Source organism: Sulfitobacter albidus (assembly GCF_018200035.1).
Classification (GTDB): Bacteria; Pseudomonadota; Alphaproteobacteria; order Rhodobacterales; family Rhodobacteraceae; genus Sulfitobacter; species Sulfitobacter albidus.
On record NZ_CP073581.1, the window covers coordinates 2,996,650 to 3,022,130 of the forward strand.

Genomic DNA, 25,481 nt, shown 5'->3' on the forward strand with positions numbered 1-25,481 from the left:
CCTATGTCCCTTCGCCTGCTGTTGAGCGCCGCCGTCACGGTCTGCCTGTCCACCGCTGCATTTGCACAAGGCACGAGCGTGGCTTTCGGCACCATCGCACAGGACACCAGCCTGCCAGTCGAGGTCAGCTCGGACGCGCTCGCCGTCGATCAGGACACCGGCGAGGCGGTATTTACCGGCAATGTCGTCATCGGTCAGGGGGAGATGCGGCTGTCAGCGGGCAGGGTCGTGGTGGTCTACCGCGCGGAGGCCGATGGCATCGCCCGGCTGGAGGCGACAGGCGGGGTGACGCTGGTCTCCGGCCCTGATGCAGCCGAGGCGCAGCGCGCCGACTACAGCATCGACACCGGCACCATCGTGATGCGCGGCAACGTGCTGCTGGCGCAGGGGCGCTCGGCGCTCAGTGCCGATCAGATGACGATCCGGCTCGAGGATGGCACAGCCAACATGTCCGGCAACGTCCGCACCCGTTTGCAGACAGGCGGCGACTGATGCCAGCCGATTTGCAGGTGACGGAAGGCGACGCGGGCCTGCGCATCGACCACCTGCGCAAATCCTACCGCAAGAAAATCGTCATCCGCGACTTCTCGATGGAGCTGCGGCGGGGCGAGGTTGTGGCGCTTCTGGGCCCCAACGGATCCGGCAAGACAACGACGTTCTACTCGGTCGCGGGGCTCGTCACACCCGAAGGCGGCACCGTCACCATCGACGGCAAAGACGTCACAACCCTGCCGATGTACCGCCGCGCCCAGCTTGGCATCGGCTATCTGCCCCAGGAAATGAGCATCTTTCGCGGGCTCAGCGTGCAGGAAAATATCCTCGCCATCCTCGACATCTCGCAACCCGACCGGCGCAAGAAACGCAAACGGCTTGAACAACTGCTCAGTGAATTCTCCATCGAACATCTGCGCCGCGCGCCCGCGCTGGCCCTTTCGGGCGGGGAGCGACGCCGCGTCGAAATCGCCCGCTGCCTCGCCGCAGATCCCAAATACCTGCTGCTCGATGAACCCTTTGCCGGGGTCGATCCGATCTCGGTCGGCGATATCCGTACGCTGGTGGCCGATCTCAAGAAACGCGGGCTGGGTGTGCTGATTACCGATCACAACGTGCGCGAAACCCTCGAAATCGTGGACCGCGCCTATATCCTGCACGAGGGCCGCGTGCTGATGTCCGGCACCCCGGACGAAGTCGTCGCCGACGGTGACGTGCGCCGCGTCTACCTCGGCGACAATTTCAAGATTTCCTGATCCGCCGTTTCCGGCCGGATCTATGCGAAACGATTGACAGACATGGGGTTTTGTCGCTCTACTCATCCCATGGCAAAGCGGACGCTCACGGTTCTCACACGCATGCCCCCTTCGGGTGGTGCGGGGACACATAACCAATCGCGCGCCTGCCTATCCCGGATCTGACCCCATTGCACCCCGCCGGACGCTTGCGTCCCGTGGCCGCTTTCGGGCTCGGATCACATCGCAACAAGGAGAAACCATGCGGTACCAGATCAGCGGAAAACAAATCGACATCGGCGACGCACTGCAAACCCACGTCAAGGAAGAGCTGGGAAGCGCGGTTCAGAAATACGCCGAACGACCGACTGATGCGCAGGTGATTTTTTCCAAATCGGGTCACGAGTATGTCTGCGAGGCAACAGTGCATCTGTCCACCGGACTGACCGCCGCCGCCAAGGCCCACGCGACCGAGATCTATGCCGCCTTTGACAACTGCTGCGAAAAGATGGAAAAGCAGCTGCGCCGATACAAGCGCAGGTTGAAGGACCATCACAAGGAGCGGGCCGAACCGGTTGAACTTCTTGGGGCTTCCAGTTACGTTCTGCAATCACAGGGCGAGGCCGAGGGTGAAGAACCCGAGACGCTGCAGCCCATGATCATTGCCGAAATGCAGACAAAAATAGCCAGTTTGTCTGTCGGTGAAGCGGTCATGCAGATGGAACTCTCCGGCGCGCCGGTTTTGGTTTTCAAAAAAGAGGGCGCCGCGGGCGTCAACGTTGTTTACCGGCGCGAAGATGGAAATATAGGCTGGATTGACCCGGGGTCGTAGCTGGTCTACTGCGCGGGTCACGGCCACGCTTAGGGAATACGACATATGAACTTTGCCAAACTCCTGCCCTCGAAGGGCGTGAAGGTGCTTGCATCGACCAGCAGCAAAAAGCGGCTGCTGGTAGAGCTGGGAGATATGGCTGAACAGGCATATGGCGTCGATGCCGCCACCGTGGTCGAGGCGCTTCTAGCGCGCGAAGCGTTGGGACCGACGGGCGTGGGCCACGGTGTGGCCCTGCCCCATGCCCGAATCGATGGGATCAACGAGGTGCGCGGGCTTTTCGCCCTTCTGGAAAAGCCGGTGGATTTTGGGGCCGTGGATCGTCAGCCGGTAGATATCGCATTCTGCCTGCTGGCCCCGCAGGACGCAGGCGTCGAGCACCTCAAGGCACTCGCGCTCGTCTCGCGCACCCTGCGCGACACCAGCATCTGCGTGAAACTGCGCGCCAATCGCTCCCCGGATACGCTGCACACCATCCTGACCGAAGTGCAGGACAGCAAGGCCGCTTAGCGCCAGGCACCGAATCCGAACATCATGTAGTCGCGCTGGTAGACATCGGCGATCAGCGCCTCGATCTCTGCGTCGTAGATATCGGCGAGCGTGAAAGGCCCGCGCGCCTCCTCCGCCGCGATGGCGGGCACGCCGTTATATCCGAACCGCGCCGCCAGCAGGGGCAGCTCCTGCGCCAGTTGATCCTCGCGCAAGATCAGATCCGGCAGTGTGAACTCTCCGAAGCCCTGAACATTGGCGGCCTGCGTGGCCCATCCGGCATCCACGCGGATCGCCGTCTGCCCCGCCAGATTGCCCCGCAGAAATTCGACGAACGCGACAAACGCCGCGCGGTGGGCGGCGCGGTCGATGCCACGCTCCTCCCCCTCGCCGGGCAGCGGCAGCTTGTAGCGCCGCACCAGCGTGCGCCGCAGCTGCACATAGCTGCCTTGCCCCGCATTCAGGATCCGGTGGCAAAACACCTCATGCACGCGCAGCGCCGGATGCCGCAACACGGTAAAGCTGCGATGCCCCTCGTGCTTGCGCTTCCACTGGCGCAGATCCTTTTGCGTCATCTTGGTCGTCAGGGCGTTGGGTTTTTCCCCGTCCAGCGCTGCCAGCCAGCGCCGCAGGCTTTGCTGCGGACCGCCCGCCATCGGCATGAACAACAGCGGCGCCTTCACCCCCGCCACATAGCCCGGCACATTCGGCCCGCGCCGCGGCTCGAAATTCGGCGTGCGCGTCAGATCAAAGCGGTCGAGCTTGCCCAGCGCCTGCACCATCGCGCCATAATTCGCGACCTTTTCCGACAGCGGGCTGGGGTTCTGTTTCTTCAGGCTCTTGTCCAGCCCCTCTATCGCCTCAGGCACGCCCAGATAGGCGGCAACCCCGTTCATTACCTCGACGCTTTGCAGATCCTCATATGCGACGTAGAACGCAGTCTGCCCAGAGGTCTGCAACCGGTTCATCAGCTTCAGCTGGAACTGCTGCAACGCCTCCAGATGGGCCTCGAATTCATCGGCGTTAAAGATCGCCTGCGCGGCCTTGCGCGCCTTCATATCCGTCAGCTTCCACTGGCCCGTTGCCTGCGCGATCTTCCAGCTGATGTAGCTTTCCAACGGATTGCGCGTCAGGATCACCTTCCCCACGCGCGGATCGTCCAGCACACGGTCCAGCACGCGCGGATCGTGGTCGTGAAAATAGCGAAAGCCCCCCATCCCCGCCTGATCCTCACGGATCGCGCGCAGCAGGATCCCGGGATCACGGTCGCGTGTTTCCTGGTCCACGCCCAGGATCGAGGAGCTGTTGGGATAGCCGATGAAATGCGGATTGAACGCCTCACCGTGGCAGGTGATCCCGGCGAAGGAATTGAGATTCGCCTCCAGAAAATTCGACCCGGTCCGCATTTCGGCAAAGACCACAAAACTGTCGAAACGCGCTGTCATCTACTTCACCAGATAGGGTTTGCGCGGCACATCCGGGTTCGACACCGGACCACGCTCCACCGGGAAATCGCCCATCAGATAGGGGTGCATGCCCTGGTTCTTGAGGTTCTGCAGGAATTGGCCAAAGCCGTGCAGATCGACCATCTTGGGCGCCTCGCTCAGCCGTCTGATCCGCGCCTGCCCGATCTCGTCAAGGATGCCCTGCAACGGCTCCATCGGCGCCTCAATGAATTCCGCCATGTTCCAGATCCGCACCCGCGCCTTGGCGTAGGGCGAGCGCAGCACGTCCATGTGATCGCTCTCGATCTTTTGCAGCGTCGCCGCCACCCGGCGAATATCCACAAAATCGAGGTTGGAGCGGAACAGCGTCACCGCCCAGGCCCCGGTGATGACCGACACCTGCGCGTTGGGGTCCTTGGCCACGCGCCAGTTGATCTTCTGGTTATCCATCGGGCCAAACTGAAAACACTGCCTCTCGCCGCGGGTGTTCCAGATCAGGTTGGTCAGAAACGCCTCCGGGTTATAATCGCGCTGCAAGGCGCTGTCGCTCAGCGCGCCGTTCAGCGTGGTCTGCCCATCGGCAAATTGCACCCGGTCGGGGCTGAACAGATGCCCGTGAACCCGCGCACCGGTCGCATTGGCCAGCCATGGCTCGAAATTCTCGAACAGCTGCGAAAACCCCTGAAAAACCGAATACTCGCCCGCCGTCACCCCATTTTCCCAATCCTCGTTGGGAAAGCGGGACTGCATATAAAGGCCCGACCGCCCGCGCGTCCGACGCTCCACCGCCTTTGCGAAAATGCGGTCGATCTTGCCGGGGTTCGGCTCGGTCTTTTTCATGGCGCCGTCTGTGTCTGTCAGAAACGCCTGATAAAGCCTGTCGGCATAGGGCCAGATCTTGCGCGCGACAAAACAATCCGACCGACGCAGCAGTTGCAGGTGGTCGTCGTAAAAGATGTGCGGTTTGCCCTGAAAATCGAACTTCGACAGCGTCAGGGACCGGCTTTCGATATTCACGGAGTAAAGCCGCGAAAGTGTCTGGAAATAGCTTTCATCCGGGATCCACACGTGGCGGAAATACCGATCATAGACCGGGCGCTGCGGATCCTGCAGGATCGCCGACAGGGTCTGGCGCGTCAGGCACCACCACTGCGAGCCCATATGCGGCACCAATCCCGGCGGCATCCGGCGCTTGATGTTGAACCGGCGCTGAAACTCCACCGCGCGGTCGAAGAAATATCGGTGCCGCTTCCACGAAAAGGGAAAGCGCATCGTGAATCTTTCCTCGTCCAACCCGCCCACGGTCCAGGGCACATCGGCCGTCGTCGCACTCTCGATGAAATCGGTGCGCGGGCGCGCGGCGAGGTAGTCGATCAGTTCCTCCACCGGACGCAGCGGCAGGCATGAACCAGAGGCAAGGTAGACATGCCGCACATCGGCAAAGCTCGCCAGCATCAGCTCGCTTGCGGCCTGACTTGCGGCGACGATGCCCCAGGTCCCCCACTCACACCGGTAGCGTTTTGAAAACAGCAGGTTCGGCACATCCGCCAGCGCGGTGCGAAAGGTGTCATAGGTAGCCTTGGGCACATTCCGGTCGACGTGGATCACGATCGGCACGCCCGATGCGGCCCAGTGCCGCGCCACCTGCTCGGCCCGGCCCAGCGCGGTATGCACCAGCATCACAACGCCCACGCCCGCGGTCATGCCCAGTTCCCCTTGGACATCAGCCCGAGAATCTCAAGCTGGCGCCAGTTGATGTATTTCTCGCTCCATTTGCACCACAGCTGCGGGTTCTCGCGCACCCGCTCCGCGTAGGCCTTGTATTCGACCGATCCCGCGTAGTGCTGGCCGCGCTCCAGCTCTTCGGCAGCCTTGGCGCCAAAAGTGTCGATGAATTTTGCGTGCAGCAGAACGCCGCTCGCCTTCTCCCCGCCCCACTCGTCGTAGACCTGATTCAGACCGCGCGGCAGCAGCATGTGGGTGGACGAGACATAGACGTATCGCTTGTCCCACTTCACCAGCGGCACCTTGTTGAGCGCGGGCGCGCGCGCCGGTTCATCGCGGAAAAACACCCGCGCGCGCGGGCCGCCCTGTATCCACAGGTTTGTGAACGCGTGATTGCGCGACATCGTGTAGTTGCCGCTGTCGAACCACGCCGCGATATCGATGGGGTTGGTCCCCTCGCGGTAGGGTTGCTCGTCCAGACGGCCCTTGGGATACATGTCCAGCAACATCGCCGAGAAGGATTTGATCGACGACGCGTCCAGCCAATCCGTCAGCGCGCGCAGGGGCCGCGTGTCGCAGAACGGGTAGACCAGGAATTCATCTGGATCGACCGTCAGCGTCCAGTGGCCATGGGCGTATTTGCGTTGCAGCCAGTTCAGCCAATCGACACCGAACCGCGACCGGCGGTAGGACGCGCGGGTAAACCAGACCGAACAATCGGGCTGCTGGCGCAGATACTCCAGCGCGCCATCGTCGCTGTCATTGTCCACAAAAAAGAAATGATTAACGCCCTGCTCGCGGTAGTATTCAAGGAAATAGGCCAGCCGGATCTTTTCGTTGCGTTGGGTGCAGAACAACAGAATATCGTCCGGGCGGATCTGGTCCGTCCGGTCAACGACACATTTCAATTCGCGCCGTTTTCTCAGCGCCCGCAGCTTCCAGCGTTTACGCTGAAGCCTCAGACGGTAGGATCGGATCGCACCCAAACACTGCCCTCACACTCTTGATCGTCGGCCTTCTCGTGCAGCTATCAGGTAAAACTTAATGCGATCTTGAAATGCGCGTCCCACGTCGGCGCGTCAAAATCCGTTACCCGTAGTGTCTCCCGAGACCGTTTAGACCAGTCAACAACTCGACTTTGCCATAATTGCCAGTCAAGCGGGTCTGTGTAAACGGCCTTATCCCCAAGGATTTCGCCAAATGTCGCAATATTGCTGCACAAAACCGGGGTTCCGAGCGTCATCGCCTCGATAGCGGGCAATCCGAACCCTTCCGCATGGCTGGGAAACAGCAGCGCGTGAGCGCCCTGCACCAAGGCGGCCAATGCCGCATCGCTCAGCCCCGCAGCCTCGTGCACCGGTGCGCCCTCGGGCAATGCGTCGAGCCGGGCAAACACCCCCGCGTTATTCCACCCCCGGCTGCCAGCGATCACCAGCGGCGGCGCCCGATCGCCCAGCGCCTCCCAGATATCCAGCAGCAGCGCGTGGTTCTTGCGCGGCTCAATCGTGCCGACACAGACAAAATAGGGCCGATCAAACCGCAGCCGCGCGGGCAGCGCCGACGGATCCGGCTCCACCACGATTGTCCCCAGATGCGCAACAATACCGGCCGGAACAGTCCCGCGCTGCTGCATCCATGCCTCCGTCTGGCGGCGCGTATCATCGGAGTTATACAGGATCAGATCCGCGTACCGCTGCACCCGCGCCAGCTTTGCCTCGAAGGGCGCCACCGTACCGGGGCGCTGAAACTGCGGATGGGTCAGCGGAATGATATCATGGATAAACACCGTGATCCGCGCCTGCGCCACCGCGCGCACGGCCTCGAACACCCGTTCGGTCAGATTGGAATGTCCAAGGTTCAGATACGCGGTCCCCTCGGGAAGATGCCGCACCAGCATCCGCGCCAGACCGCGCGGCATACAGCGCGCCACCGCCCAGCGCCGCAGATCGCTTTGCGCCGCGCGTACTGTCGGATGTTGCCGTCGGCTCAGCCGGGACAGCAGATCAGGAGGTCCGAAGGGACGCGCGCCCGTTACCGCCGCCGCAAATTGCGCCAGCCCCGTACGGTCCAGCAACACATAGCCGAGCGGCGTGCGCGCCATCCCCCACAAGGCCACGTCGCCTTGCAACAGTTCTTGAAGATACGCCAACTCGACCCGGTCCACCCCGGTCAGCATCCGCCCCGACCGCCGAAGCAGCCGCGTGACGTCGATCAACCGGGCGGGCGGCGGATTATGCACCGGCGTGCGTCACGCTCACGCCAGACCCGGCACCAGGTCCTTGAGGTAGGCGGCCAGATCGTCGCGCAACTCGGGCCGGTCCAGCCCAAAGGCGACAGTCGCCTGCAAAAACCCCGATTTAGAGCCGCAATCGAACCGCTGCCCCTCGAACCGGAAGCCATGCACGTTGTTCTCCTTGGCGATATCGGCGGCGATCGCATCGGTCAGCTGAATCTCCCCACCCGCGCCGGTGGATTTGCTGTCGAGGTTCCGCATCACGGTGGGCGACAGGATATACCGCCCGATCACGGCAAGATTGGATGGCGCATCCTCGGCCTTGGGCTTTTCGACCATGCCGCGCACGGGAAACAGGTTCCCCTCCGCCGTCTCCACATCCAGAATCCCGTAGGCAGAAGTCCGCTCCGTCGGAACCTCCATCGCCGCGACCATGTTGCCGCCGGTCTCCTCATAGGCCTCGACCATCTGCTGCAGACACGGCTTTTCCGCCGCGATCACGTCGTCGGGCAGGATTACCGCAAAGGGCTGATCCCCCACCAGACGCCGCGCGCACCACACGGCGTGCCCCAGCCCCAGCGCCTTGTGCTGGCGGATATAGGCGATCTGCCCACTGTCCATATTGGTCTTGCGCAGGATCTCCAGCAGTTCGGTCTTGCCGCTGTCCGCTAATGATTGCTCAAGCGTGGGTGCAAGGTCGAAATAATCCTCCAGCGCGCCCTTGCCGCGCGAGGTGACAAAGATGAACTCAGTAATGCCGGCCGCGCGGGCCTCATCGATGGCGTATTGGATGAGCGGTCGATCGACGAGCGTCATGATCTCTTTCGGCACCGATTTGGTCGCGGGCAAAAACCGCGTCCCCATCCCGGCCACCGGAAAAATTGCTGTCGTGACTTTATTTCCCATGTCGTCTCTTCACCTTTATTGCCTCAAGCAGCTGAAACTATCCTGCGCGGTATTACCCCCGAAACACAGCAAAAATAGAGCTAGTTCGTGTCATTCCCATCATGAAGGGTGAATTATCCCGCATCATGCCCCCGAACCTGCGCCATGCGCCGCCTTTCTCGCGCCGCGCGGCGGGCGCGCGTGGTCAAACGCACCAGCGGCTCTGACCGCTCGGCCTTGCCATAGATGCCGCCGCGCTGCACCCAGACGCCATTGGCCTCGAAACTGACACGGTGGAACAGCGCCGTGCGCGTCAGGATCAACACCGTCTCGATCCCGCCCGCGCGCACCCTGTCGGCCGCCGCCTGCATCGCCTGCGCCCGCTTGCGCCATGGGACGGCGTTAAATCCCGGATCCGCCCTGCGCGTCTCGAACCTCTGGAACGCCCGCACCGAATGGCGCGGTATCGCACCCCCGCCAAAAGGCCGCGCCAGCCCCGCGTCATAGCCCCGCCGCAGGCCGCGCATCAGCCTCCGCACGTCGCGCGGCTCCAACCGTCCGGCGACCATATGTGTCAGCAGCCGCCGACGTTCCGCCGCCCGGATCCCGGCCCAATGGGCCGCGCGATCGTCCTTGGCGACATGCTTGCGCTGGAACACCGCCCAGCTGGCGCCGATTTCGGTCAGATCGCGCGGGACCCGGTCGTTGCGGCGCCGCGCACTGGCGGCAAAGCCATGGTGCACCTGCGCCAGCGGCACAAGTGCTGTGGCGTGGCCCGCCCACGCCAGACGCATGTTCAGGTCCGTCTCATCGAGGAAAAACCGAAACGCCGGATCAAAGCCGCCCAGCGCCACCAGAACATCGCGGCGTACCGCCATATTCGTGCCCTCGGTCTTGATCGCCCGCCCCTTGGGCGCAACCATCACCGTGGCCTGCAAGGGATCAACCTCGATCTCCTGCGCCGCACCATGGCGGTCGAGGATACGCGCCCGGTTCTGCCAGCTGATCCCGTTGCGACCGCGCACGAAACCGCCCATCGCCGCCACGTCCTGCCGCGCGGCGGGCGCACACAGATGGCGCAGCCAGGACGGCTCCGGCACCGCATCATCGTCGATAAAGGCGATGATCTCCCCCGCCGCGTGGCTGACCCCAAGGTTGCGCGCGGCCGAGATATTGCCCTCGTCGAACCCGACCCGCTTGACCGCGTCCATACCGTCCAACGTGTCGATCGCTTCCAACCCCTCGGGATCGGCAACGACCACCACTTCGAAATTCGGGTATTGCAGCTGTGCTACCCCGCGCAAACACCGCAGCAGCGCCGCAGCCCGGTGGCGGCTGACAATGACGACGCTGACCGCCTGATCGCCCATCCCCGTGGCCCCGCTCGCCTCAGCCTTGGTGCAGCGTCACACCGGGGGCTGTCGCGATAAAGAACGGGTTGGCATATGTTTGCTTGCCATAGCGCAGCGGCGTGAGGTCATCAAAGCGCAGCACCTGCCCCCCGGCCCCCGCCAAGACCGCATGACCCGCAGCCGTGTCCCATTCCATCGTACGGCCCAGCCGCGGGTAGATGTCGGCCTCACCCGTGGCCACCAGACAGAATTTCAGCGACGATCCCGCGCTCTTCATGTCCTTGACCTGATACTTGCCGATATAGTCATCCGTCGCCTGATCGCGGTGCGACTTCGACGCCACGACCATCAGCGCGGCATTGTCGGGCTCCGACACCGAAATCGGCGTCAGCGGCCCCACGTTATCCTTCGCAAGCGGCCCGGTCTCCTCCACCGACTGCCCCGCGGCACCGGTGAAAAACATCCGGCCCTTGGCGGGCGCGTAAACCACGCCGCGCGTCGGCACGCCGTCCTCGACATAGGCGATGTTGACGGTGAAATCACCACGCCGGTGGATGAACTCCTTGGTCCCGTCCAGCGGATCGACGATCAGGAACGTATCGGCCTGCATCTCATGCGTCGCGGCCTGCTCTTCGGTCACCAGCATCGTGTCGGGAAAGGCCGCGCGCAGCCCGTCAGAGATGATCCTGTCCGCCGCCTTGTCCGCCGCCGTGACGGGGCTGTCGTCGTCCTTGGCCTCGACCTCGAAATCGTCCTGACCGTATATCGCCATGATCGCGTCCCCGGCCTCAAGGGCCAGCCTGCGCATCTCACGGGTCAGCTTTTCGAAATCCATGCCCAACTCCTGCCATCGTTCGTTGATATATTGCTGGCGACGCTTATGATGCGTTTGCAACGGATCGGCAAGAATTCCGTGCGATAGAGCGATAAACCAAGGCAGGTACCTCATGTTCCAACCCGTACGGAAAAATCGGTCGGCGCTGCATACCGTCCTGACGATGCTGGAGCTGATCTATCACTCCATCGTGCGTTCCGTCCGCAAAAGCCACAACAACGCCTTCCTCGCCATCGCCACCAACATTCTTCAGGCCGTGATCTTTGTCGCCGCCTTCTACGTGATGTTCACCATTCTGGGCCTGCGCGGGGCGGCCCTGCGGGGCGATTTCCTGATCTACATCATGTCAGGGATTTTCCTCTACATGACCCATTCCAAGGCGCTGGGCGGCGTCGTCGGCTCCGAAGGGCCCGCCAGCCCGATGATGCAACACGCACCGATGAACACGATCATCTCGATCTGCTCGGCGGCGCTGGGCGTGCTCTATATTCAGGTGCTGTCGCTGGCGATGATCCTGTTTGCCTACCACGTGGCCTTCACCCCGCTGCAAATCGAACAACCCGCCGCCGCCTTCGGGATGTTGTTGCTGGCGTGGTTCACCGGCGCAGCCCTAGGTCTCGTGCTGCTGGCGATCAAGCCATGGTTTCCCACTTTCGTGAACATCTTCACCACGATCTACCAGCGCGCCAACATGATCGCGTCGGGCAAGATGTTCGTCGCCAACACCCTGCCGGGCTTCATGCTCGCGATGTTCGACTGGAATCCGCTCTTCCACACGATCGATCAGGCCCGCGGCTTTGCCTTCATCAACTACAACCCGCGCTACAGCGATCCGATGTACGCCTTCTGGATCGGCCTTGTCCTGCTGATGATCGGCCTGATGGGCGAATTCTACACCCGGCGGCACGCCTCCATCTCGTGGAACGCCCGCCGATGATCCGTGTCCTTTACATGCTCTGCGTCCTCTGGCCCGCAACGCTGTCTGCACAAGACCTGCCCGCTCTCTACAGTGTCACCGGCGTGGCGCAGAACGACACCCTCAACGTCCGCAGCGCCCCATCGGCCTCCGCCGAGATCATCGGCACCCTCGCCCCAAACGCCACAGACATCGAAATCACCGCCACCTCCGAAAACGGCAAATGGGCCCGCCTCAACGCAGGCGAGCGCAGCGGCTGGGCCGCCCACGCGTTCCTCACCGAAAACAAACCGGCAGCACCCATCACCGCCTGCTTCGGGACAGAGCCTTTCTGGACCCTCAAAACCAAAGACGGCGAAAGTTGGCGCTGGATTACCCCGGAGACGGACTCGCCGGACGCAGTTCAACTTGCCGCACCAATTCCTTCCCAAAACCGCACCGACCGGTTCGCCCTGACCGGCAATTTCGCGGACTTCGAGGGGCCGGTAACCGCCATCGTGCACCGTACGACCTGTTCCGACGGCATGTCAGATCGCCTCTACGGCCTCGGCATCGACCTGCTGCTGACCGATAGCGGCACGCCAATACTCCTGTCGGGCTGTTGTACGGTCGCGCCTTGACCGGTGAACCGCCCCCTCTGCACCCTTTCACAAATACCTGAACGCAACGCTGCACCCCGAACACCGCCAGCGAAACGAAACACGTTCCCCCACGCCCCGGAATTTTCCAAAAATTCCGACCCGATTTTTTCGAAAAAATCGATTACTCAACAACCCGCAGCGTCAGGTTCAGCCGTCCTCCCTTGGGCAGCAGCCGGGACGATCCCGCGCGGATCCGGTCCACCCCGTGATAGGCCAGCCGTGCGTCGCCGCCCATCACCACAACATCACCCGATTTCAACCAGACGCTCTCGGTCTTGCCGCCACGGGTGACGTTGCCCATGCGAAACAGCCCGTCATCGCCAAGCGACACCGATACCACCGGCCACTGCATATCCGCCTCATCGCGGTCCTGGTGCAAACCCATGCGCGCGTCCGCCGCGTAGTAATTGATCAGACAGCACTCCGGCAGTCGCGCCAGTCCGGTCACGTCCCGCCACAGATCCAGCACCACCGGCGGGATCGCAGGCCAGGGCGGCCCAGACGGATGCGCGGCGACATAGCGATAGCCGCTCTTGTCGGAAAACCATCCGTAGCTGCCCGCAGCGGTCATTCTAACCGACATCGGCTTGCCATAGGGCGTGTCGGGGCGAAAGAATGGCGCCTGCGCCACGACCCCGCGCACCGCCTCCAGCACATCCCGCTGGGCGTCCGCCGACAGGTATCCCCCGTGAATGTCAAAGCCTTTTACGCGCAATTTCATGCAATTCGCCCCATTCGCCCGCATTTTTCGACCGTATGCGCAGATTCCTCACATCTGCGTGTCCGGACCGGTTGCAGCCCCCAGACCCCTCCCTATATACGCTCCGAACCGCTGCACACCATGCGTGCGTGGCGTAAACGGATCGGGGTGTGGGTGCCGAAATGGGCCATCGCCTCGTGCAATCGCCTTGAAAAACATGAGGGATCGAAATGTCAAAAGTCATCGGTATCGACCTTGGTACAACCAACTCCTGTATCGCCATCATGGACGGCAGCAAGCCGCGCGTGATCGAAAACGCGGAAGGTGCGCGCACGACGCCCTCCATCGTGGCTTTCACGGATGACGAACGCCTGGTTGGCCAATCGGCCAAGCGTCAGGCCGTCACCAACCCCGAAAACACCGTTTTCGGTGTCAAACGCCTGATCGGTCGTCGCAACGACGACCCGGATCTCGCCAAGGACCGCAAGAACATGCCGTTCAACGTCATCGACGGCGGCAACGGCGACGCGTGGGTCGACGCCAAGGGTGAGAAATACTCCCCCTCCCAAATTTCTGCCTTCATCCTCGGCAAGATGAAGGAAACCGCCGAGAGCTATCTCGGTGAGGAAGTCACGCAGGCCGTCATCACCGTGCCCGCCTATTTCAACGACGCCCAGCGCCAGGCCACCAAGGACGCGGGCAAGATCGCGGGCCTCGAAGTGCTGCGCATCATCAACGAGCCGACAGCGGCGGCGCTTGCCTACGGCCTCGACAAGGAAAACACGCAGACCATCGCGGTCTATGACCTTGGCGGCGGTACATTCGACGTGACCATCCTCGAAATCGACGATGGCCTTTTCGAGGTGAAATCCACCAACGGCGACACGTTCCTCGGCGGTGAAGACTTTGACATGCGCATCGTCAACTACCTCGCCGACGAGTTCAAGAAAGAGAACAACGTCGATCTGACCCAAGACAAGATGGCCCTGCAGCGTCTCAAAGAGGCGGCGGAGAAAGCCAAGATCGAACTGTCGTCCTCCAGCCAGACCGAGATCAACCAGCCCTTCATCTCGATGGGTGCCAACGGTCAGCCGCTGCACATGGTGATGAAACTCACCCGCGCCAAGCTTGAGTCGCTGGTGAACGATCTGATCAAGGCGTCGCTGAAGCCGTGCCAGGCCGCCCTCAAGGATGCGGGCCTGTCGGCATCCGACATCGACGAGGTCGTGCTGGTCGGCGGGATGACCCGTATGCCAAAAGTCATCGAGGAAGTGACCAAATTCTTCGGAAAAGAGCCCCACAAGGGCGTCAATCCCGATGAGGTCGTGGCGCTGGGCGCCGCCATCCAGGCCGGCGTTCTGCAGGGCGACGTCAAGGATGTGGTCCTGCTCGACGTGACCCCGTTGTCGCTGGGGATCGAAACGCTGGGCGGTGTCTTTACCCGCCTGATCGACCGCAACACCACCATCCCGACGAAGAAAAGCCAGATCTTCTCCACCGCCGAGGACAACCAGAACGCCGTGACCATCCGGGTCTTCCAAGGCGAGCGTGAGATGGCCGCCGACAACAAGATGCTCGGCGCGTTCAACCTCGAAAATATCCCGCCCGCCCCGCGTGGCCTGCCCCAGATCGAAGTGACCTTCGACATCGACGCCAACGGTATCGTGTCGGTCGGCGCAATGGATAAAGGCACCGGCAAGGAGCAGAAGATCACGATCCAGGCATCGGGCGGTCTGTCCGACGAGGACATCGAGAAAATGGTCAAGGACGCCGAAGAGAACGCGGATGCCGACAAGGCCCGCCGCGAGCTTGTCGACGCCAAGAACCAGGCCGAAAGCCTCATCCACTCCACCGAGAAATCCGTGGAAGAGCATGCGGACAAGGTCGATCCGACCACGGTCGAAGCAATCGAGCTGGCAATCGCCGCCCTCAAGGACGAGATGGAAAGCGACAACGCCGAAAAGATCAAATCCGGCATCCAGAACGTGACCGAAGCGGCCATGAAGCTGGGTGAGGCGATCTACAAGGCCGCGCAGGACGAAGGCGAAGACATGGCGCAGGCGGCGGATGACCCAGATGCGGGCAAATCCGACGACGACGACATTGTCGATGCCGAGTTCGAAGATCTCGACGACGACAAAAAGCGCGGCTAAGCCCGCGTGGCGGAACCAATGACAGGGCCGGTCCGGACGACGGGCCGGCCCTTCACGTTCCAATAAAGGATTATTCCCATGGCAAAACGTGATTACTACGAGATCCTCGGCGTGGCCAAAGGCGCCTCCGCCGACGAGATCAAGAAGGGCTATCGCACCAAGGCCAAGGAACTGCACCCCGACCGCAACTCCGGCAATCCCAACGCCGAAGCGCAGTTCAAGGAAGCCAACGAGGCCTACGAAGTCCTCAAGGACGCCGACAAGAAAGCCGCCTACGATCGCTACGGCCACGCCGCCTTTGAAGGTGGCGGCGGCGGGCGGCCCGGTGGCGGCTTTGGCGGCGGCCAGCAGGGTGATTTCTCCTCGGCGTTCTCGGATGTGTTCGACGATCTGTTCGGCGATTTCATGGGCGGTCGCGGTCAGGGTGGCGGCGGCGGGCGTCGCGCGGCACGCGGATCCGATCTGCGCTACAACCTGCGCGTCACCCTTGAAGAGGCGTTCTCGGGTCTGCAGAAATCCATCAACGTGCCCACCTCGGTCGCCTGCGGGTCTTGCAACGGCTCCGGCGCCGAAGGCGGGGCGGAACCCACCACCTGCCCGACCTGCTCCGGCATGGGCAAGGTGCGCGCACAGCAAGGGTTTTTCACCGTCGAGCGCGGCTGTCCAACCTGTTCCGGCCTTGGCCAGATCATCAAGAATCCCTGCAACACCTGCCGCGGCGCGGGCCGCGTGGAGAAAGACCGCGCGCTGTCGGTCAACATCCCCGCAGGGGTCGAAACCGGCACCCGTATCCGGCTCGCCGGCGAAGGCGAGGCCGGGATGCGCGGTGGCCCCTCGGGCGATCTCTACATCTTCATCGAGGTGCAGGAACACGAGCTGTTCGAACGCGACGGCCCCAGCCTGTTTTGCCGCGTGCCCGTCTCGATGAGCAGTGCGGCACTGGGCGGCAGCATCGAGGTGCCGACCATCGACGGCGGCCGCGGCCGCGTGCAAGTGCCCTCCGGCAGCCAATCCGGCCGCCAAATGCGTCTGCGCGGTAAGGGCATGCCCCACCTGCGCGGCGGCGGCACCGGTGACATGATCATCGAACTGGCCGTCGAGACCCCGGTCAACCTGACCGCGCGCCAAAAGGAACTGCTGCGCGAATTCGAGGAACTCTCCGAAGAGAACAACCCCGAAAGCAGCAGCTTCTTTTCCAGCGTAAAGAGCTTTTGGGACAGCATGAAGGGGTGAAAACCTGCACCGGACCTTTGGTCCGGCAAATGCTCCGGGGGAGCATTTGAGGTTTTCACGGGCGGAGCCCCGGGTATCCGTCCCGCCCATCAACGCACCACGATACATCTTAGACGCCGCAACGCCCCGCACGTTGCGGCGTTTTTCATTTTCGCCTGTCCGCCAACCCCGTGCACGCCCGGTGTACGCCCTGTGCACATCGTGTGACTCCTAAGATCCGGTAAACATTAACGGTTCAGTAACCAGAATCGGGCGAGCGTACACCATGGCCGATTTCCGCGAACAGCCCCTGCCCTTTCTCACCGACGAGACGCCCGCAACTGCGCCAGTAGGGGGCAAACAACCCTCCTATATCGCTGACCACCGGCAGCGATTGCGCGCGCGTTTCATGGGCGGCGGGCCAGACGCGATGCCCGACTACGAACTGCTCGAACTGGTGCTGTTTCGCGCCATTCCGCGCCGCGATGTCAAACCGCTCGCCCGCGCCCTGATGGACCGTTTCGGCGATTTCAACCGCGTCATCACGGCATCCGAGGCGCGCCTGCGCGAAATCTCCGGCGTGGGTGACGCGGTAGTGGTCGAGCTCAAGATCGTCGCCGCCGCCGCCCAACGCATGGCACGCTCCAAGGTAATGAAATCACACGTTCTTACCGGCTGGGACGCGCTCCTGGACTATTGCCACACCTCCATGGCCCACCGCGAGACGGAGCAGTTTCGCGTGCTCTACCTCGACCGGAAAAATACCCTGATCGGCGATGAGGAACAGGCAAAGGGCACCGTCGATCACGTGCCCGTCTACCCGCGCGAGGTCGCCAAACGCGCGCTGGAGCTCAACGCATCGGCGTTGATCCTGGTGCACAATCACCCCTCCGGCGATCCCACGCCATCGCAATCCGATATCGACATGACCGCCCAGATCAACCTGGCTTGCGGGGCGCTCGGGATCACGCTGCACGACCACCTCATCATCGGAAAGTCCGCAGAGTTAAGCTTTCGGTCAGAAGGCTACCTGTAACCTCAGGCGCGCAGCTTGCGCAGACGCAACGCGTTGCTGAGCACAAGAACAGACGACAGCCCCATCGCCCCCGCCGCCAACGCAGGCGACAACAACAGGCCCGCAAAAGGATACAGCATCCCAGCCGCAACCGGGATCAGCGCCACGTTATAGCCGAACGCCCAGAATAGATTCTGGCGGATATTGCGCAGGGTTTGATCGGACACCGTGATCGCAGTAACCACCCCGCCCGGATCCCCCGACATCAGCACCACATCCGCCGCGTCGATGGCCACATCCGTGCCCGTGCCGATGGCAATTCCCACATCCGCGCGGGCCAGCGCCGGCGCGTCGTTGATGCCGTCCCCGACAAAGGCAACGATTTCTCCCGGCGCCTTCAATGCCGCGATTGCGTCGGCCTTTTCTTCGGGCAGGATCCCGCCGCGCACCGTCTCGATCCCAAGCTTGCGACCCAGCCGCGTCGCTGCGGCCTCAGTATCGCCACTGAGCAAGGCAACACGCAGCCCCCGTGCCTTAAGCGCATCTATGGTGGCCTGAGATGTTGGTTTGATGCTGTCAGAAAATGTCAGCAATGCCAGCGGCGCACCGTCTACCGCGGCGTAGACGACAGACTGTCCTTCGTCGCGCGCGACCTCATCAAATGGGTCGCATCCGATGCCCCGCTCTTCGAGCCAAAGACGACTTCCCAGTATAATCCGACGCCCCTCTACCAAGGCAAGGATACCCCGTCCCGGCATGGTTTGCGTCTGCGTTGCTTCTGCCAGCGGGTCCGGTCCGGCGGCGACAATCGCGCGCGACAGCGGATGGCTCGATCCCTGCGCGGCCGCGGCGATCAGACGTATCGCGACCTCATGCTCCATGTCTGAAATCACGTGCACAGCGTCCAGCCGTGGCGCCCCTTCGGTCAGCGTCCCTGTCTTGTCAAAGGCGACCACATGCACGCCCCGCAGGCTTTGCAGGGCACTGCCAGAACGGAACAAAACACCCAATTCGGCGCCCCGACCGGCACCAATCATGATCGACGTGGGCGTCGCCAGACCCATCGCGCAGGGGCAGGCAATGATCAGAACCGATACGCCTGTCACAAGGACATAGGCCAATCGTGGCTCGGGCCCGAACAGAGCCCAGAGCATCATTGTCAGAGCCGCAATCACCAGAACCGCCGGCACAAATCGCAGCGTGATCCGGTCCACCAACCCTTGAATAGGCAAGCGTGTCGCCTGCGCGGTCTGCACTGTACGAATGATTTGGGCCAGCTTGCTGTCCTGCCCCGTCGCGGTCGCCCGGCAAATGAGCGTTCCGGCACCGTTTATCGCCCCGCCCGTGATCGCATCGCCGGGCGCCACAGCAACGGGTACAGGCTCCCCGGTGAGCATGGATTGATCGACGTCGCTCTGCCCCTCGAGGACGATGCCATCCGCGGGGATCCTGTCCCCGGCGCGCAGCATGTAGGTATCGCCATGGGCAAGCGCCTCGAGCGGTCGGTCCTGCCATGTCCCGTCGATCCTGACGCGGGCCGTATCTGGCCGAAGCCCGACAAGCCGCTCGATTGCAGCGCCCGTGCGCCCCTTGGCCCGCGCTTCCAACCAGCGGCCCAGGAGGATCAACGTGACGATCACACAGGCGGATTCGAAATAAACGGCACGCGCGCCAGCGGGGAATAGACCCGGCGCCAGAATGGCCAATACGGAATAGCCATAGGCCGCCCCCGTGCCCAGCGCCACAAGGCTATTCATATCCGGAACCCGCCGGATCAGCGCCGGCAGCCCTCTGGCAAAGAATTGGCGCCCCGGTCCGAAAAGCACCAGCGTCGTGAGCACGCACTGCAGACCCCAAAGCGGCGCCTGCCCAAACGTTTGCGTCAGAACGCTGTGCAAGGCGGGGATCAGGTGCCCCCCCATTTCGATGATAAGTACCGGGAGGCCCAACAGGGCTGCCATCAATGTATCGCGACGCAGGGCTGCGGCATCGCGGGCATGCGCGTTGCCAGCATAACCCTGCGAAACTGAACCGGGATACCCCGCCGACCTGAGCGCGCTCAGCGCGGCATCAAGTTCGGACGGACCGGCAAAAACGACCTCTCCAGACGCATCCGCCAGATTGACCGAGGCCGACGTGATCCCAGCCACACCGTCGAGCGCTGACTGCGCCCGCGCCGCGCAGGCGCCGCAGGACATGTTTTCGATACGAAGCCGGACGCGCTGCGTCACCGGAGATCTACTTTTCGGGCTTTGACGGCTCCGCCTCGGCGGTTTCTTCCGGCGCGTCCTCGATCAGTGTCGCGTCCTCGATGGGCGGCTCATCGACCTGCGGGACCACACCCGTGGCGGTGTTGTCCTCAAGCGCGCCAACGATCAGTGGCAGCATCTGCGCACCGGCGGGCATGGCGACATCGGATTGTGGCGGGCGTTTCCATTCAAGGGTGTCAAAGCTGGCGCAATTCTCGCAGATCGGCGCCCATCCGACGTGGATATGCTGGCAGTTGTCGCAAATCCATTGCGGACCCCGCGGTACGCTCAGCGCGCGGGCCAGCCAGCCTTTGACCACCGTATCGCTGGCGCCCTCGCCGCGCTCGATCGCGGCCATCAGCGTCACGGAACGTGCGTCCGGATCGGTTTCGACCAGACTACCAAGAGCGCGACGGGCGGCCGGGAAATCCTCTGCCGCGATGTGCAACTCGGCAAGCAGCATCTTGGTTTCGGGGTGGTCCTGCTTGATCCGTGTCAGCGCGGTGAACCGTTTGACGCGAGCGCTTGCGGTCTCGTTCGGCTCGATCGCGGCAAAGGCTGCGGCGAGGTCGGGATGCGGGCGCATCTCCCAGGCCTTTTTCAGAACGCGGGTGGCGTAGCGCGGTTTTCCCTGGGCGATATACCCTTCGGCGGCCATGACGGCGGCGGGCACCAGATCGGGGGAGAGGCGGTTGGCCTCGATCGCTGTTTCGCGCGCCTCGACGGATTTATCCTCGTCCACGATGTCGCGCGCCGCCGACAGCGCCAGCACCGCGTCGCGGCGTTTGTGCACGTCGCGGGGCAGCTGACCATTGCGCAGCTTGGCGCTCAGGGTCTTGCGCGCGCCGGTCCAGTCTTCCTTCTGGGCCTGAAGGCGCAAGAGCACGTCGCCGGTGTCTTCATGCTTGGGCTTGAGGGCAAACGCCTTTTTGGCCAGCTCCAGCGCCGTGTCGGTATCCCCATCGGCAAGCTTTTGTTTCATGATCCCGCGCACCCCGACAAAGCGGGTCTTTTCGCTTTCGACCAGCTTGCGGTAGGTCTCTTCCGCCTTGCGGCGGTCGCCTGCCATTTCGGCGGCCTGTGCCGTGAGCAGCTGGGTCAGCTGCGGATCGTTGAGGTATTTTTCGGCCTTGGCGGCCTGGGTCATTGCGGTACGCCCCTCGCCACTGGCGAGGGCCATCAGACCCTCGGACAGCGCGGCGTACCCCTTGCGCTCACGGTTGCGGTCAAAATAGCGCGACAGCGCGGTCTCATCGCCGTTGATGAATTTCAGCGTCGCGATCAGCAGGCCAAGCACCTTGAGCGCGATCCAGAGAATGACCACCAGCGCGATGAGCAGGATCACGGTTTCCAGCGGATTAAAGGTCATCTCGTAGGTCATCGCGCGGATCTGCACGCCACCCTGCGCGTCCAGCAGCAACACCGCCGCCCAGGACAACGCGCCGACGATGCCGACAAAAAGAATGATTTTGATCAGGGACCAGAGCATGTGAATTTCCTTAGTCTGCCGTCAGGCTTTGGGACAGCGCGGCGGCTGCATCGCGGGCATCCGTCCGGGCTGTGGCGGCGGAGAGCCAATCCGCGATTGCCGCGCGCCCGGGTTCGGGCAGCGTCGACAGCTCGGTCAGGGCGGTGTTCAGATCGCCTGCCTGCACGGCAGCTTCGGCGCGTGACAGCACGGCATCGGGGTCATCCCCCTCGCGCGGTGCGACCGACCGAACGCCCAGCGAGCGCTGCAAAAAGGCCCCCACGCCTGCGGTATCGTCTGCCGACCGCGACGCAGCCAGCGCGCTGCGGGCCTCGTCGGGAAATTGTGATTGCAGCGCTGCGAGAGTTGGCACCCCATCGGCGGCGGGCGCGCTGAGCGCCGGGTCTACCGTGACCTCTGCCGCCTCAAGATCGGCCAGCACATCACCGTAGGGTTGGCCTGCCTCTAGCGCGGCGATGATTTTCGACAGGGCTGCCTGCGCGTCGGCGCGCCGCGCAGCTTCGGCGGTGGCTTCCTCGACCGAGCGGGCATTTTCGATCAGCGCCTGAATCTCGTCACGCTGGGTGCGCACAGCCTGCTGCAGGCCCGAAAGCTCGGCGATGTAGGCTTCGGCCTGATCGGCGTCGATGCCTTCGGGAGCCACGATGACAGGGCGCGCCTCTACCTCGGCGAGGCGCGCGTCAATCTCGGCCAGTTGCGCCTCAAGGCCCGACAGATCGACTTCGGGAATCTGAAGCGGCTCGACCGCTTCGAGCGTGGCGATGCGGTCCTCCTGCGCGGCTATCGTCTCCCGCAATTCGGCGGTCGGATCCTCGGCGGGGCCGCGCAGCAGGTCCATCTCAGCGACGGCAAAGCCGATCACACCGGCGATAATGCCGCCCAAGACCAATGGCAGAAAAGGACTGCTTTTCTCGGGTTGCGGAGCGGTGACCGGGGCAGGCACGGGATGCACCATTTCGGCGACCGTGCTTGTGGTGGCTGCTTTGGCCTCGGGCTCTTCCGGCGCGGGATCCGCCGCTGATTTCTCGTCGGGCGCGTCCGTTGCGGGTTCATCGTCGGTGGTATCCGCCGCCTGAGCCTTTGCGCTCTCGGTGTCTTTGACGATTTCGGGTTCTTTTGGCGTTTCCGCAGGGGGAGAGTCAGCGGCGGTCGTTTCCTCAACCTCGGGGGTTTCGTCCGCCTTGGACTTCGTTGCTTTACCCTTGGAAGAGCTGTTTTTCCTGGATGACGCCACTTTTACACCTTCTTCGATTCTGATCCGTCGCCGGATCTCGACCCTGCGACCTTAGCCGCCGCGCCCCTGTCCCTCAAGCGGAGGTGATCCGCCTGCATTCGATTTCAACCGTTTTACGCATTTCAACGCCCGTAGGTGCCTTTGCGATCCGGATTTCTTCGGGATTCACCCGATCAAGACCCATGTCGACCGCCGCGCTGAGAAGAATCAGTCGCGCCTGCGGGGCCGGTAGCGCCAGTTGTTCGCAAAATTGCCTGGCCGTGCGCGGGGAAAAAAGCGGCACTATTGCCGGACCTTCAAGCGCATCTCGCGCCGCATCGCTGAGTGGCAAAAGGACTTGCCGGTAGATCGTGTGACGCATGGCGTGCAGACCTGCATCGCGCAGCCGCTCCGCGATGTCCCCCCGTTGGTGGGCGCCTGCCAGATGGGTCAGCCGTCCGGCGGGTGGGTCGGTGCGCAGTGTGTCGACGAGGGCCGCGGCGGTCTGCCCGGCGCAGATCGCCTGCCAACCGTGTGCACGGGCCGCCGCGGTCGTCTGCGCACCCACGCAATAGGCGGGACGGCCCGCACCCGGCGGCGCATGTCGGGGCCCCTGCGCAGAGGTGAATATTGCGGCCTCGACGGCCGGAGGCTCTGTCGCGACCGGATCAATCCGCATCAGCGGCGCGATCAGCACGCGCATGCCCGCAATTGCCACCGGATCAAGCGCGGCGGCAAAGCGTTCAGCGCTCTCGGCGGGACGGGTAAGCAGGAGGGTCGGCTTGCGCATGCCGCAGGTTCGCAGGATTGTTTGGCGGACGCCAGAGTGTTACCTGCTGCGCATCCCACGTCTAGCGAAAGCCCGCATCATGGCCCCCCAGACCGTTCTCGGTATCGAAAGCAGCTGCGACGACACCGCCGCCGCCGTGCTGCGCGGGCGAGAGATCCTGTCATCGGTGGTGCTGGGACAGACCGAATTGCACGCGGCCTTTGGCGGTGTGGTGCCAGAGATCGCGGCGCGCGCGCACGCGGAAAAGCTGGACATCTGCGTGGCGCAGGCACTGCACGAGGCAGGCATTGGGTTGGATCAGATCGACGCGGTGGCGGTGACGGCAGGGCCCGGGCTGATTGGCGGCGTGGTGTCGGGCGTGATGTGCGCCAAGGGGATCGCGATGGCGCGGCATCTGCCGCTTTATGGGGTGAACCATCTGGCGGGGCACGCGCTGACGCCACGACTGACGGATGATGTGGCCTATCCCTACCTCATGCTGCTGGTATCGGGCGGGCATTGCCAGTTTCTGATCGCCCACGGACCTGAGCGGTTCGAGCGCCTGGGAGGCACCATTGACGACGCGCCGGGTGAAGCCTTTGACAAGATCGCCCGCCTGTTGGCCTTGCCCCAGCCCGGTGGCCCCGCGATTGAGCGCTGCGCCGGTGACGGCGATGCGGAGCGCTTTCGACTGCCGCGTCCGCTGCTGGACCGCGACGGCTGCGACATGTCGTTCTCGGGGCTCAAGACGGCGGTACTGCGCCAGCGTGATGCACTGATGATCGATGGCGCGCTGCGGGTGCAGGATCGCGCCGATCTGGCGGCAGGATTCCAGGCGGCGGTCGTGGACGTACTTGCCGAAAAGGCCCGGCGCGCGCTGGCTTCACTGGTGCCTCTGACCGAAACGCCGACCCTTTGCGTGGCCGGCGGTGTCGCGGCAAATATGACGATCCGCGCGGGGCTTGAGCAGGTCGCGGCAGAGGCGGGCGCGACGCTGATCTGTCCGCCGCTGCCGCTGTGTACCGACAATGCGGCCATGATCGCCTTTGCCGCGATTGAACAGATGCCGCACCGCGCCCCGGACGGGATGGATCTGTCGGCACGTCCACGCTGGCCGTTGGATGGGAAAGCGCCCGCGATGCTGGGCAGCGGGAAGAAGGGGGCGAAGGCATGAACGTCGCGGTTTTGGGGGCGGTGCCTTTGGCACTGCGTTGGCCATTTCGCTGGGGCAGAACGGTCCTGTGACCCTCTGGGCCCGCAACGCAAACGGCATGACGGACGGCGAAAACACGCGCCGCCTGCCCGGCTGCGCGTTTCCCCATACCCTGACCGTCACGGATGATCTGCGGTCAGCCTGCGCTGCGGAAACGCTGCTGATCGCGGTGCCGATGCAGCAATTGCGCGGATTTGTTGAACGCCATACGGACGCGCTGTCCGGGCGCACCCTTGTCGCCTGCTGCAAAGGGATCGAGCTTGCGACAGGCTTTGGCCCTGTCAGCGTGATCGGGGACGTGACGCCGGACGCGCGGGCGGCGATCCTGACCGGCCCAAGCTTTGCCGCCGATATCGCGCGGGGGCTGCCCACCGCGTTGACGTTGGCGGTGTCGCAGGACGGTGCCGCGTTGCAGGCGCAGCTGACCACGCCGACGCTGCGGCTTTACCGCACAACCGACACGCTGGGGCCGAAATCGGCGGCGCGCTGAAAAACGTGATCGCGATTGCCTGCGGAGCGGCGATTGGCGCGGGTCTGGGTGACAGCGCGCGCGCCGCCCTGATGACCCGTGGTTTTGCCGAGATGCAGCGGCTGGCGCTATCGCGCGGCGCGCAGGCGGAAACGCTTGCCGGGCTGTCGGGCTTTGGCGATCTGACGCTGACCTGCACGTCGGAGGGCTCGCGCAATTACAGGCTGGGGCTGAGCCTTGGCCGGGGCGGAACGTTTGATCCCGGCACCACGGTCGAGGGCGCGGCAACTGCCCGTGCCGTGGCCAGACTGGATCTTGAGATGCCGATCACCCGCGCGGTTGCAGCCGTGCTCGACAAGCGGCTAGATGTGGGCGCGGCGATGCAGATGCTGCTCGACCGACCACTCAAGGAGGAATGAC

22 protein-coding genes and 1 pseudogene are annotated in these 25,481 nt (G+C 63.5%); 11 read left to right on the plus strand and 12 right to left on the minus strand.

The annotated features are described in order from the left end of the window. Positions 1 to 3: 3 nt before the first annotated feature. The 4 genes from KDD17_RS14635 (at position 4) to KDD17_RS14650 (ending at position 2,568) form a co-directional block, all read left to right on the plus strand. Complete coding sequence (locus KDD17_RS14635) at positions 4 to 492, plus strand: LptA/OstA family protein (protein WP_212704332.1); 489 nt, start codon at positions 4 to 6, stop codon at positions 490 to 492. After that, complete coding sequence (lptB, locus tag KDD17_RS14640) at positions 492 to 1,247, plus strand: LPS export ABC transporter ATP-binding protein (protein WP_431358132.1); 756 nt, start codon at positions 492 to 494, stop codon at positions 1,245 to 1,247. The genes KDD17_RS14635 and lptB overlap by 1 nt, the downstream gene beginning before the upstream one ends. Positions 1,248 to 1,488: 241 nt before the next feature. Next, entirely contained in the window at positions 1,489 to 2,058 is a 570-nt protein-coding gene (hpf, locus tag KDD17_RS14645) for a ribosome hibernation-promoting factor, HPF/YfiA family (protein WP_212704333.1), read from the plus strand. Between the two features lie 45 nt (positions 2,059 to 2,103). After that, on the plus strand, positions 2,104 to 2,568 hold the full coding sequence (locus KDD17_RS14650; RefSeq protein ID WP_212704334.1) for a PTS sugar transporter subunit IIA: 465 nt from the start codon (positions 2,104 to 2,106) through the stop codon (positions 2,566 to 2,568). Here KDD17_RS14650 and KDD17_RS14655 read toward each other — a convergent pair. From KDD17_RS14655 to cysQ, 7 genes are all read right to left on the minus strand, one after another. Continuing rightward, a complete protein-coding gene (locus tag KDD17_RS14655; protein WP_212704335.1) occupies positions 2,565 to 3,992 on the minus strand; it encodes a nodulation protein NodH in 1,428 nt (475 codons plus the stop codon). The two genes, KDD17_RS14650 and KDD17_RS14655, sit on opposite strands and share 4 nt — an antisense overlap. Beyond that, positions 3,993 to 5,696 carry a beta-1,6-N-acetylglucosaminyltransferase gene (locus KDD17_RS14660; RefSeq protein ID WP_254796811.1) on the minus strand — a complete coding sequence of 568 codons (1,704 nt, stop codon included), beginning with the start codon at positions 5,694 to 5,696 and terminating at the stop codon, positions 3,993 to 3,995. Next, positions 5,693 to 6,679 (minus strand): glycosyltransferase family 2 protein, encoded by a 987-nt coding sequence (locus KDD17_RS14665; protein WP_212706260.1) that lies wholly within the window; start codon positions 6,677 to 6,679, stop codon positions 5,693 to 5,695. The genes KDD17_RS14660 and KDD17_RS14665 overlap by 4 nt, the downstream gene beginning before the upstream one ends. Before the next feature lie 68 nt (positions 6,680 to 6,747). Then, a complete protein-coding gene (locus tag KDD17_RS14670; RefSeq protein ID WP_212704336.1) occupies positions 6,748 to 7,956 on the minus strand; it encodes a glycosyltransferase family 4 protein in 1,209 nt (402 codons plus the stop codon). Between the two features lie 15 nt (positions 7,957 to 7,971). Beyond that, positions 7,972 to 8,856 carry a UTP--glucose-1-phosphate uridylyltransferase GalU gene (gene galU / locus KDD17_RS14675; RefSeq protein WP_212704337.1) on the minus strand — a complete coding sequence of 295 codons (885 nt, stop codon included), beginning with the start codon at positions 8,854 to 8,856 and terminating at the stop codon, positions 7,972 to 7,974. Positions 8,857 to 8,969: 113 nt separating this feature from the next. Further along, a complete protein-coding gene (locus KDD17_RS14680; protein ID WP_212704338.1) occupies positions 8,970 to 10,205 on the minus strand; it encodes a glycosyltransferase family 2 protein in 1,236 nt (411 codons plus the stop codon). A gap of 19 nt (positions 10,206 to 10,224) precedes the next feature. Next, positions 10,225 to 11,022 carry a 3'(2'),5'-bisphosphate nucleotidase CysQ gene (cysQ, locus tag KDD17_RS14685; RefSeq protein ID WP_212704339.1) on the minus strand — a complete coding sequence of 266 codons (798 nt, stop codon included), beginning with the start codon at positions 11,020 to 11,022 and terminating at the stop codon, positions 10,225 to 10,227. Between the two features lie 112 nt (positions 11,023 to 11,134). Between cysQ and KDD17_RS14690 the strand changes: the two genes are divergently transcribed. Together KDD17_RS14690 and KDD17_RS14695 are read left to right on the plus strand one after the other, a co-directional pair. After that, positions 11,135 to 11,959 carry an ABC transporter permease gene (locus KDD17_RS14690; RefSeq protein WP_212704340.1) on the plus strand — a complete coding sequence of 275 codons (825 nt, stop codon included), beginning with the start codon at positions 11,135 to 11,137 and terminating at the stop codon, positions 11,957 to 11,959. Next, entirely contained in the window at positions 11,956 to 12,558 is a 603-nt protein-coding gene (locus KDD17_RS14695; RefSeq protein WP_212704341.1) for an SH3 domain-containing protein, read from the plus strand. Before KDD17_RS14690 ends, KDD17_RS14695 begins: the two co-directional genes overlap by 4 nt. 142 nt (positions 12,559 to 12,700) lie before the next feature. On the opposite strand, the gene KDD17_RS14700 is transcribed toward KDD17_RS14695, so the two are convergent. Then, positions 12,701 to 13,300: an alpha-ketoglutarate-dependent dioxygenase AlkB family protein gene (locus KDD17_RS14700; RefSeq protein WP_212704342.1), complete on the minus strand. Its 600-nt coding sequence runs from the start codon at positions 13,298 to 13,300 to the stop codon at positions 12,701 to 12,703. A gap of 209 nt (positions 13,301 to 13,509) precedes the next feature. On the opposite strand from KDD17_RS14700, the gene dnaK reads away from it, so the two are divergent. The 3 genes from dnaK (at position 13,510) to radC (ending at position 17,680) form a co-directional block, all read left to right on the plus strand. Continuing rightward, positions 13,510 to 15,432 carry a molecular chaperone DnaK gene (gene dnaK / locus KDD17_RS14705; RefSeq protein ID WP_212704343.1) on the plus strand — a complete coding sequence of 641 codons (1,923 nt, stop codon included), beginning with the start codon at positions 13,510 to 13,512 and terminating at the stop codon, positions 15,430 to 15,432. A 78-nt stretch (positions 15,433 to 15,510) separates the two neighbouring features. Then, positions 15,511 to 16,665 carry a molecular chaperone DnaJ gene (dnaJ, locus tag KDD17_RS14710; RefSeq protein WP_212704344.1) on the plus strand — a complete coding sequence of 385 codons (1,155 nt, stop codon included), beginning with the start codon at positions 15,511 to 15,513 and terminating at the stop codon, positions 16,663 to 16,665. Positions 16,666 to 16,930: 265 nt separating this feature from the next. Then, entirely contained in the window at positions 16,931 to 17,680 is a 750-nt protein-coding gene (gene radC / locus KDD17_RS14715) for a RadC family protein (protein ID WP_212704345.1), read from the plus strand. Between the two features lie 2 nt (positions 17,681 to 17,682). Here radC and KDD17_RS14720 read toward each other — a convergent pair whose 3' ends face one another. The 4 genes from KDD17_RS14720 to KDD17_RS14735 all read right to left on the minus strand — a co-directional run bounded on the left by KDD17_RS14720 (position 17,683) and on the right by KDD17_RS14735 (position 23,400). Continuing rightward, entirely contained in the window at positions 17,683 to 19,890 is a 2,208-nt protein-coding gene (locus tag KDD17_RS14720; protein ID WP_254796812.1) for a heavy metal translocating P-type ATPase, read from the minus strand. Between the two features lie 7 nt (positions 19,891 to 19,897). Beyond that, entirely contained in the window at positions 19,898 to 21,397 is a 1,500-nt protein-coding gene (locus KDD17_RS14725; RefSeq protein ID WP_212704346.1) for a heme biosynthesis protein HemY, read from the minus strand. Between the two features lie 10 nt (positions 21,398 to 21,407). Next, positions 21,408 to 22,631 (minus strand): COG4223 family protein, encoded by a 1,224-nt coding sequence (locus KDD17_RS14730; RefSeq protein WP_254796813.1) that lies wholly within the window; start codon positions 22,629 to 22,631, stop codon positions 21,408 to 21,410. A 73-nt stretch (positions 22,632 to 22,704) separates the two neighbouring features. Next, on the minus strand, positions 22,705 to 23,400 hold the full coding sequence (locus KDD17_RS14735; protein WP_212704347.1) for a uroporphyrinogen-III synthase: 696 nt from the start codon (positions 23,398 to 23,400) through the stop codon (positions 22,705 to 22,707). A gap of 79 nt (positions 23,401 to 23,479) precedes the next feature. On the opposite strand from KDD17_RS14735, the gene tsaD reads away from it, so the two are divergent. Both tsaD and KDD17_RS14745 read left to right on the plus strand, forming a co-directional pair. After that, on the plus strand, positions 23,480 to 24,553 hold the full coding sequence (gene tsaD / locus KDD17_RS14740; protein WP_212704348.1) for a tRNA (adenosine(37)-N6)-threonylcarbamoyltransferase complex transferase subunit TsaD: 1,074 nt from the start codon (positions 23,480 to 23,482) through the stop codon (positions 24,551 to 24,553). Beyond that, positions 24,550 to 25,480: pseudogene (locus tag KDD17_RS14745) on the plus strand (NAD(P)H-dependent glycerol-3-phosphate dehydrogenase). The gene tsaD and the pseudogene KDD17_RS14745 overlap by 4 nt, the downstream one beginning before the upstream one ends. Position 25,481: the final 1 nt, after the last annotated feature.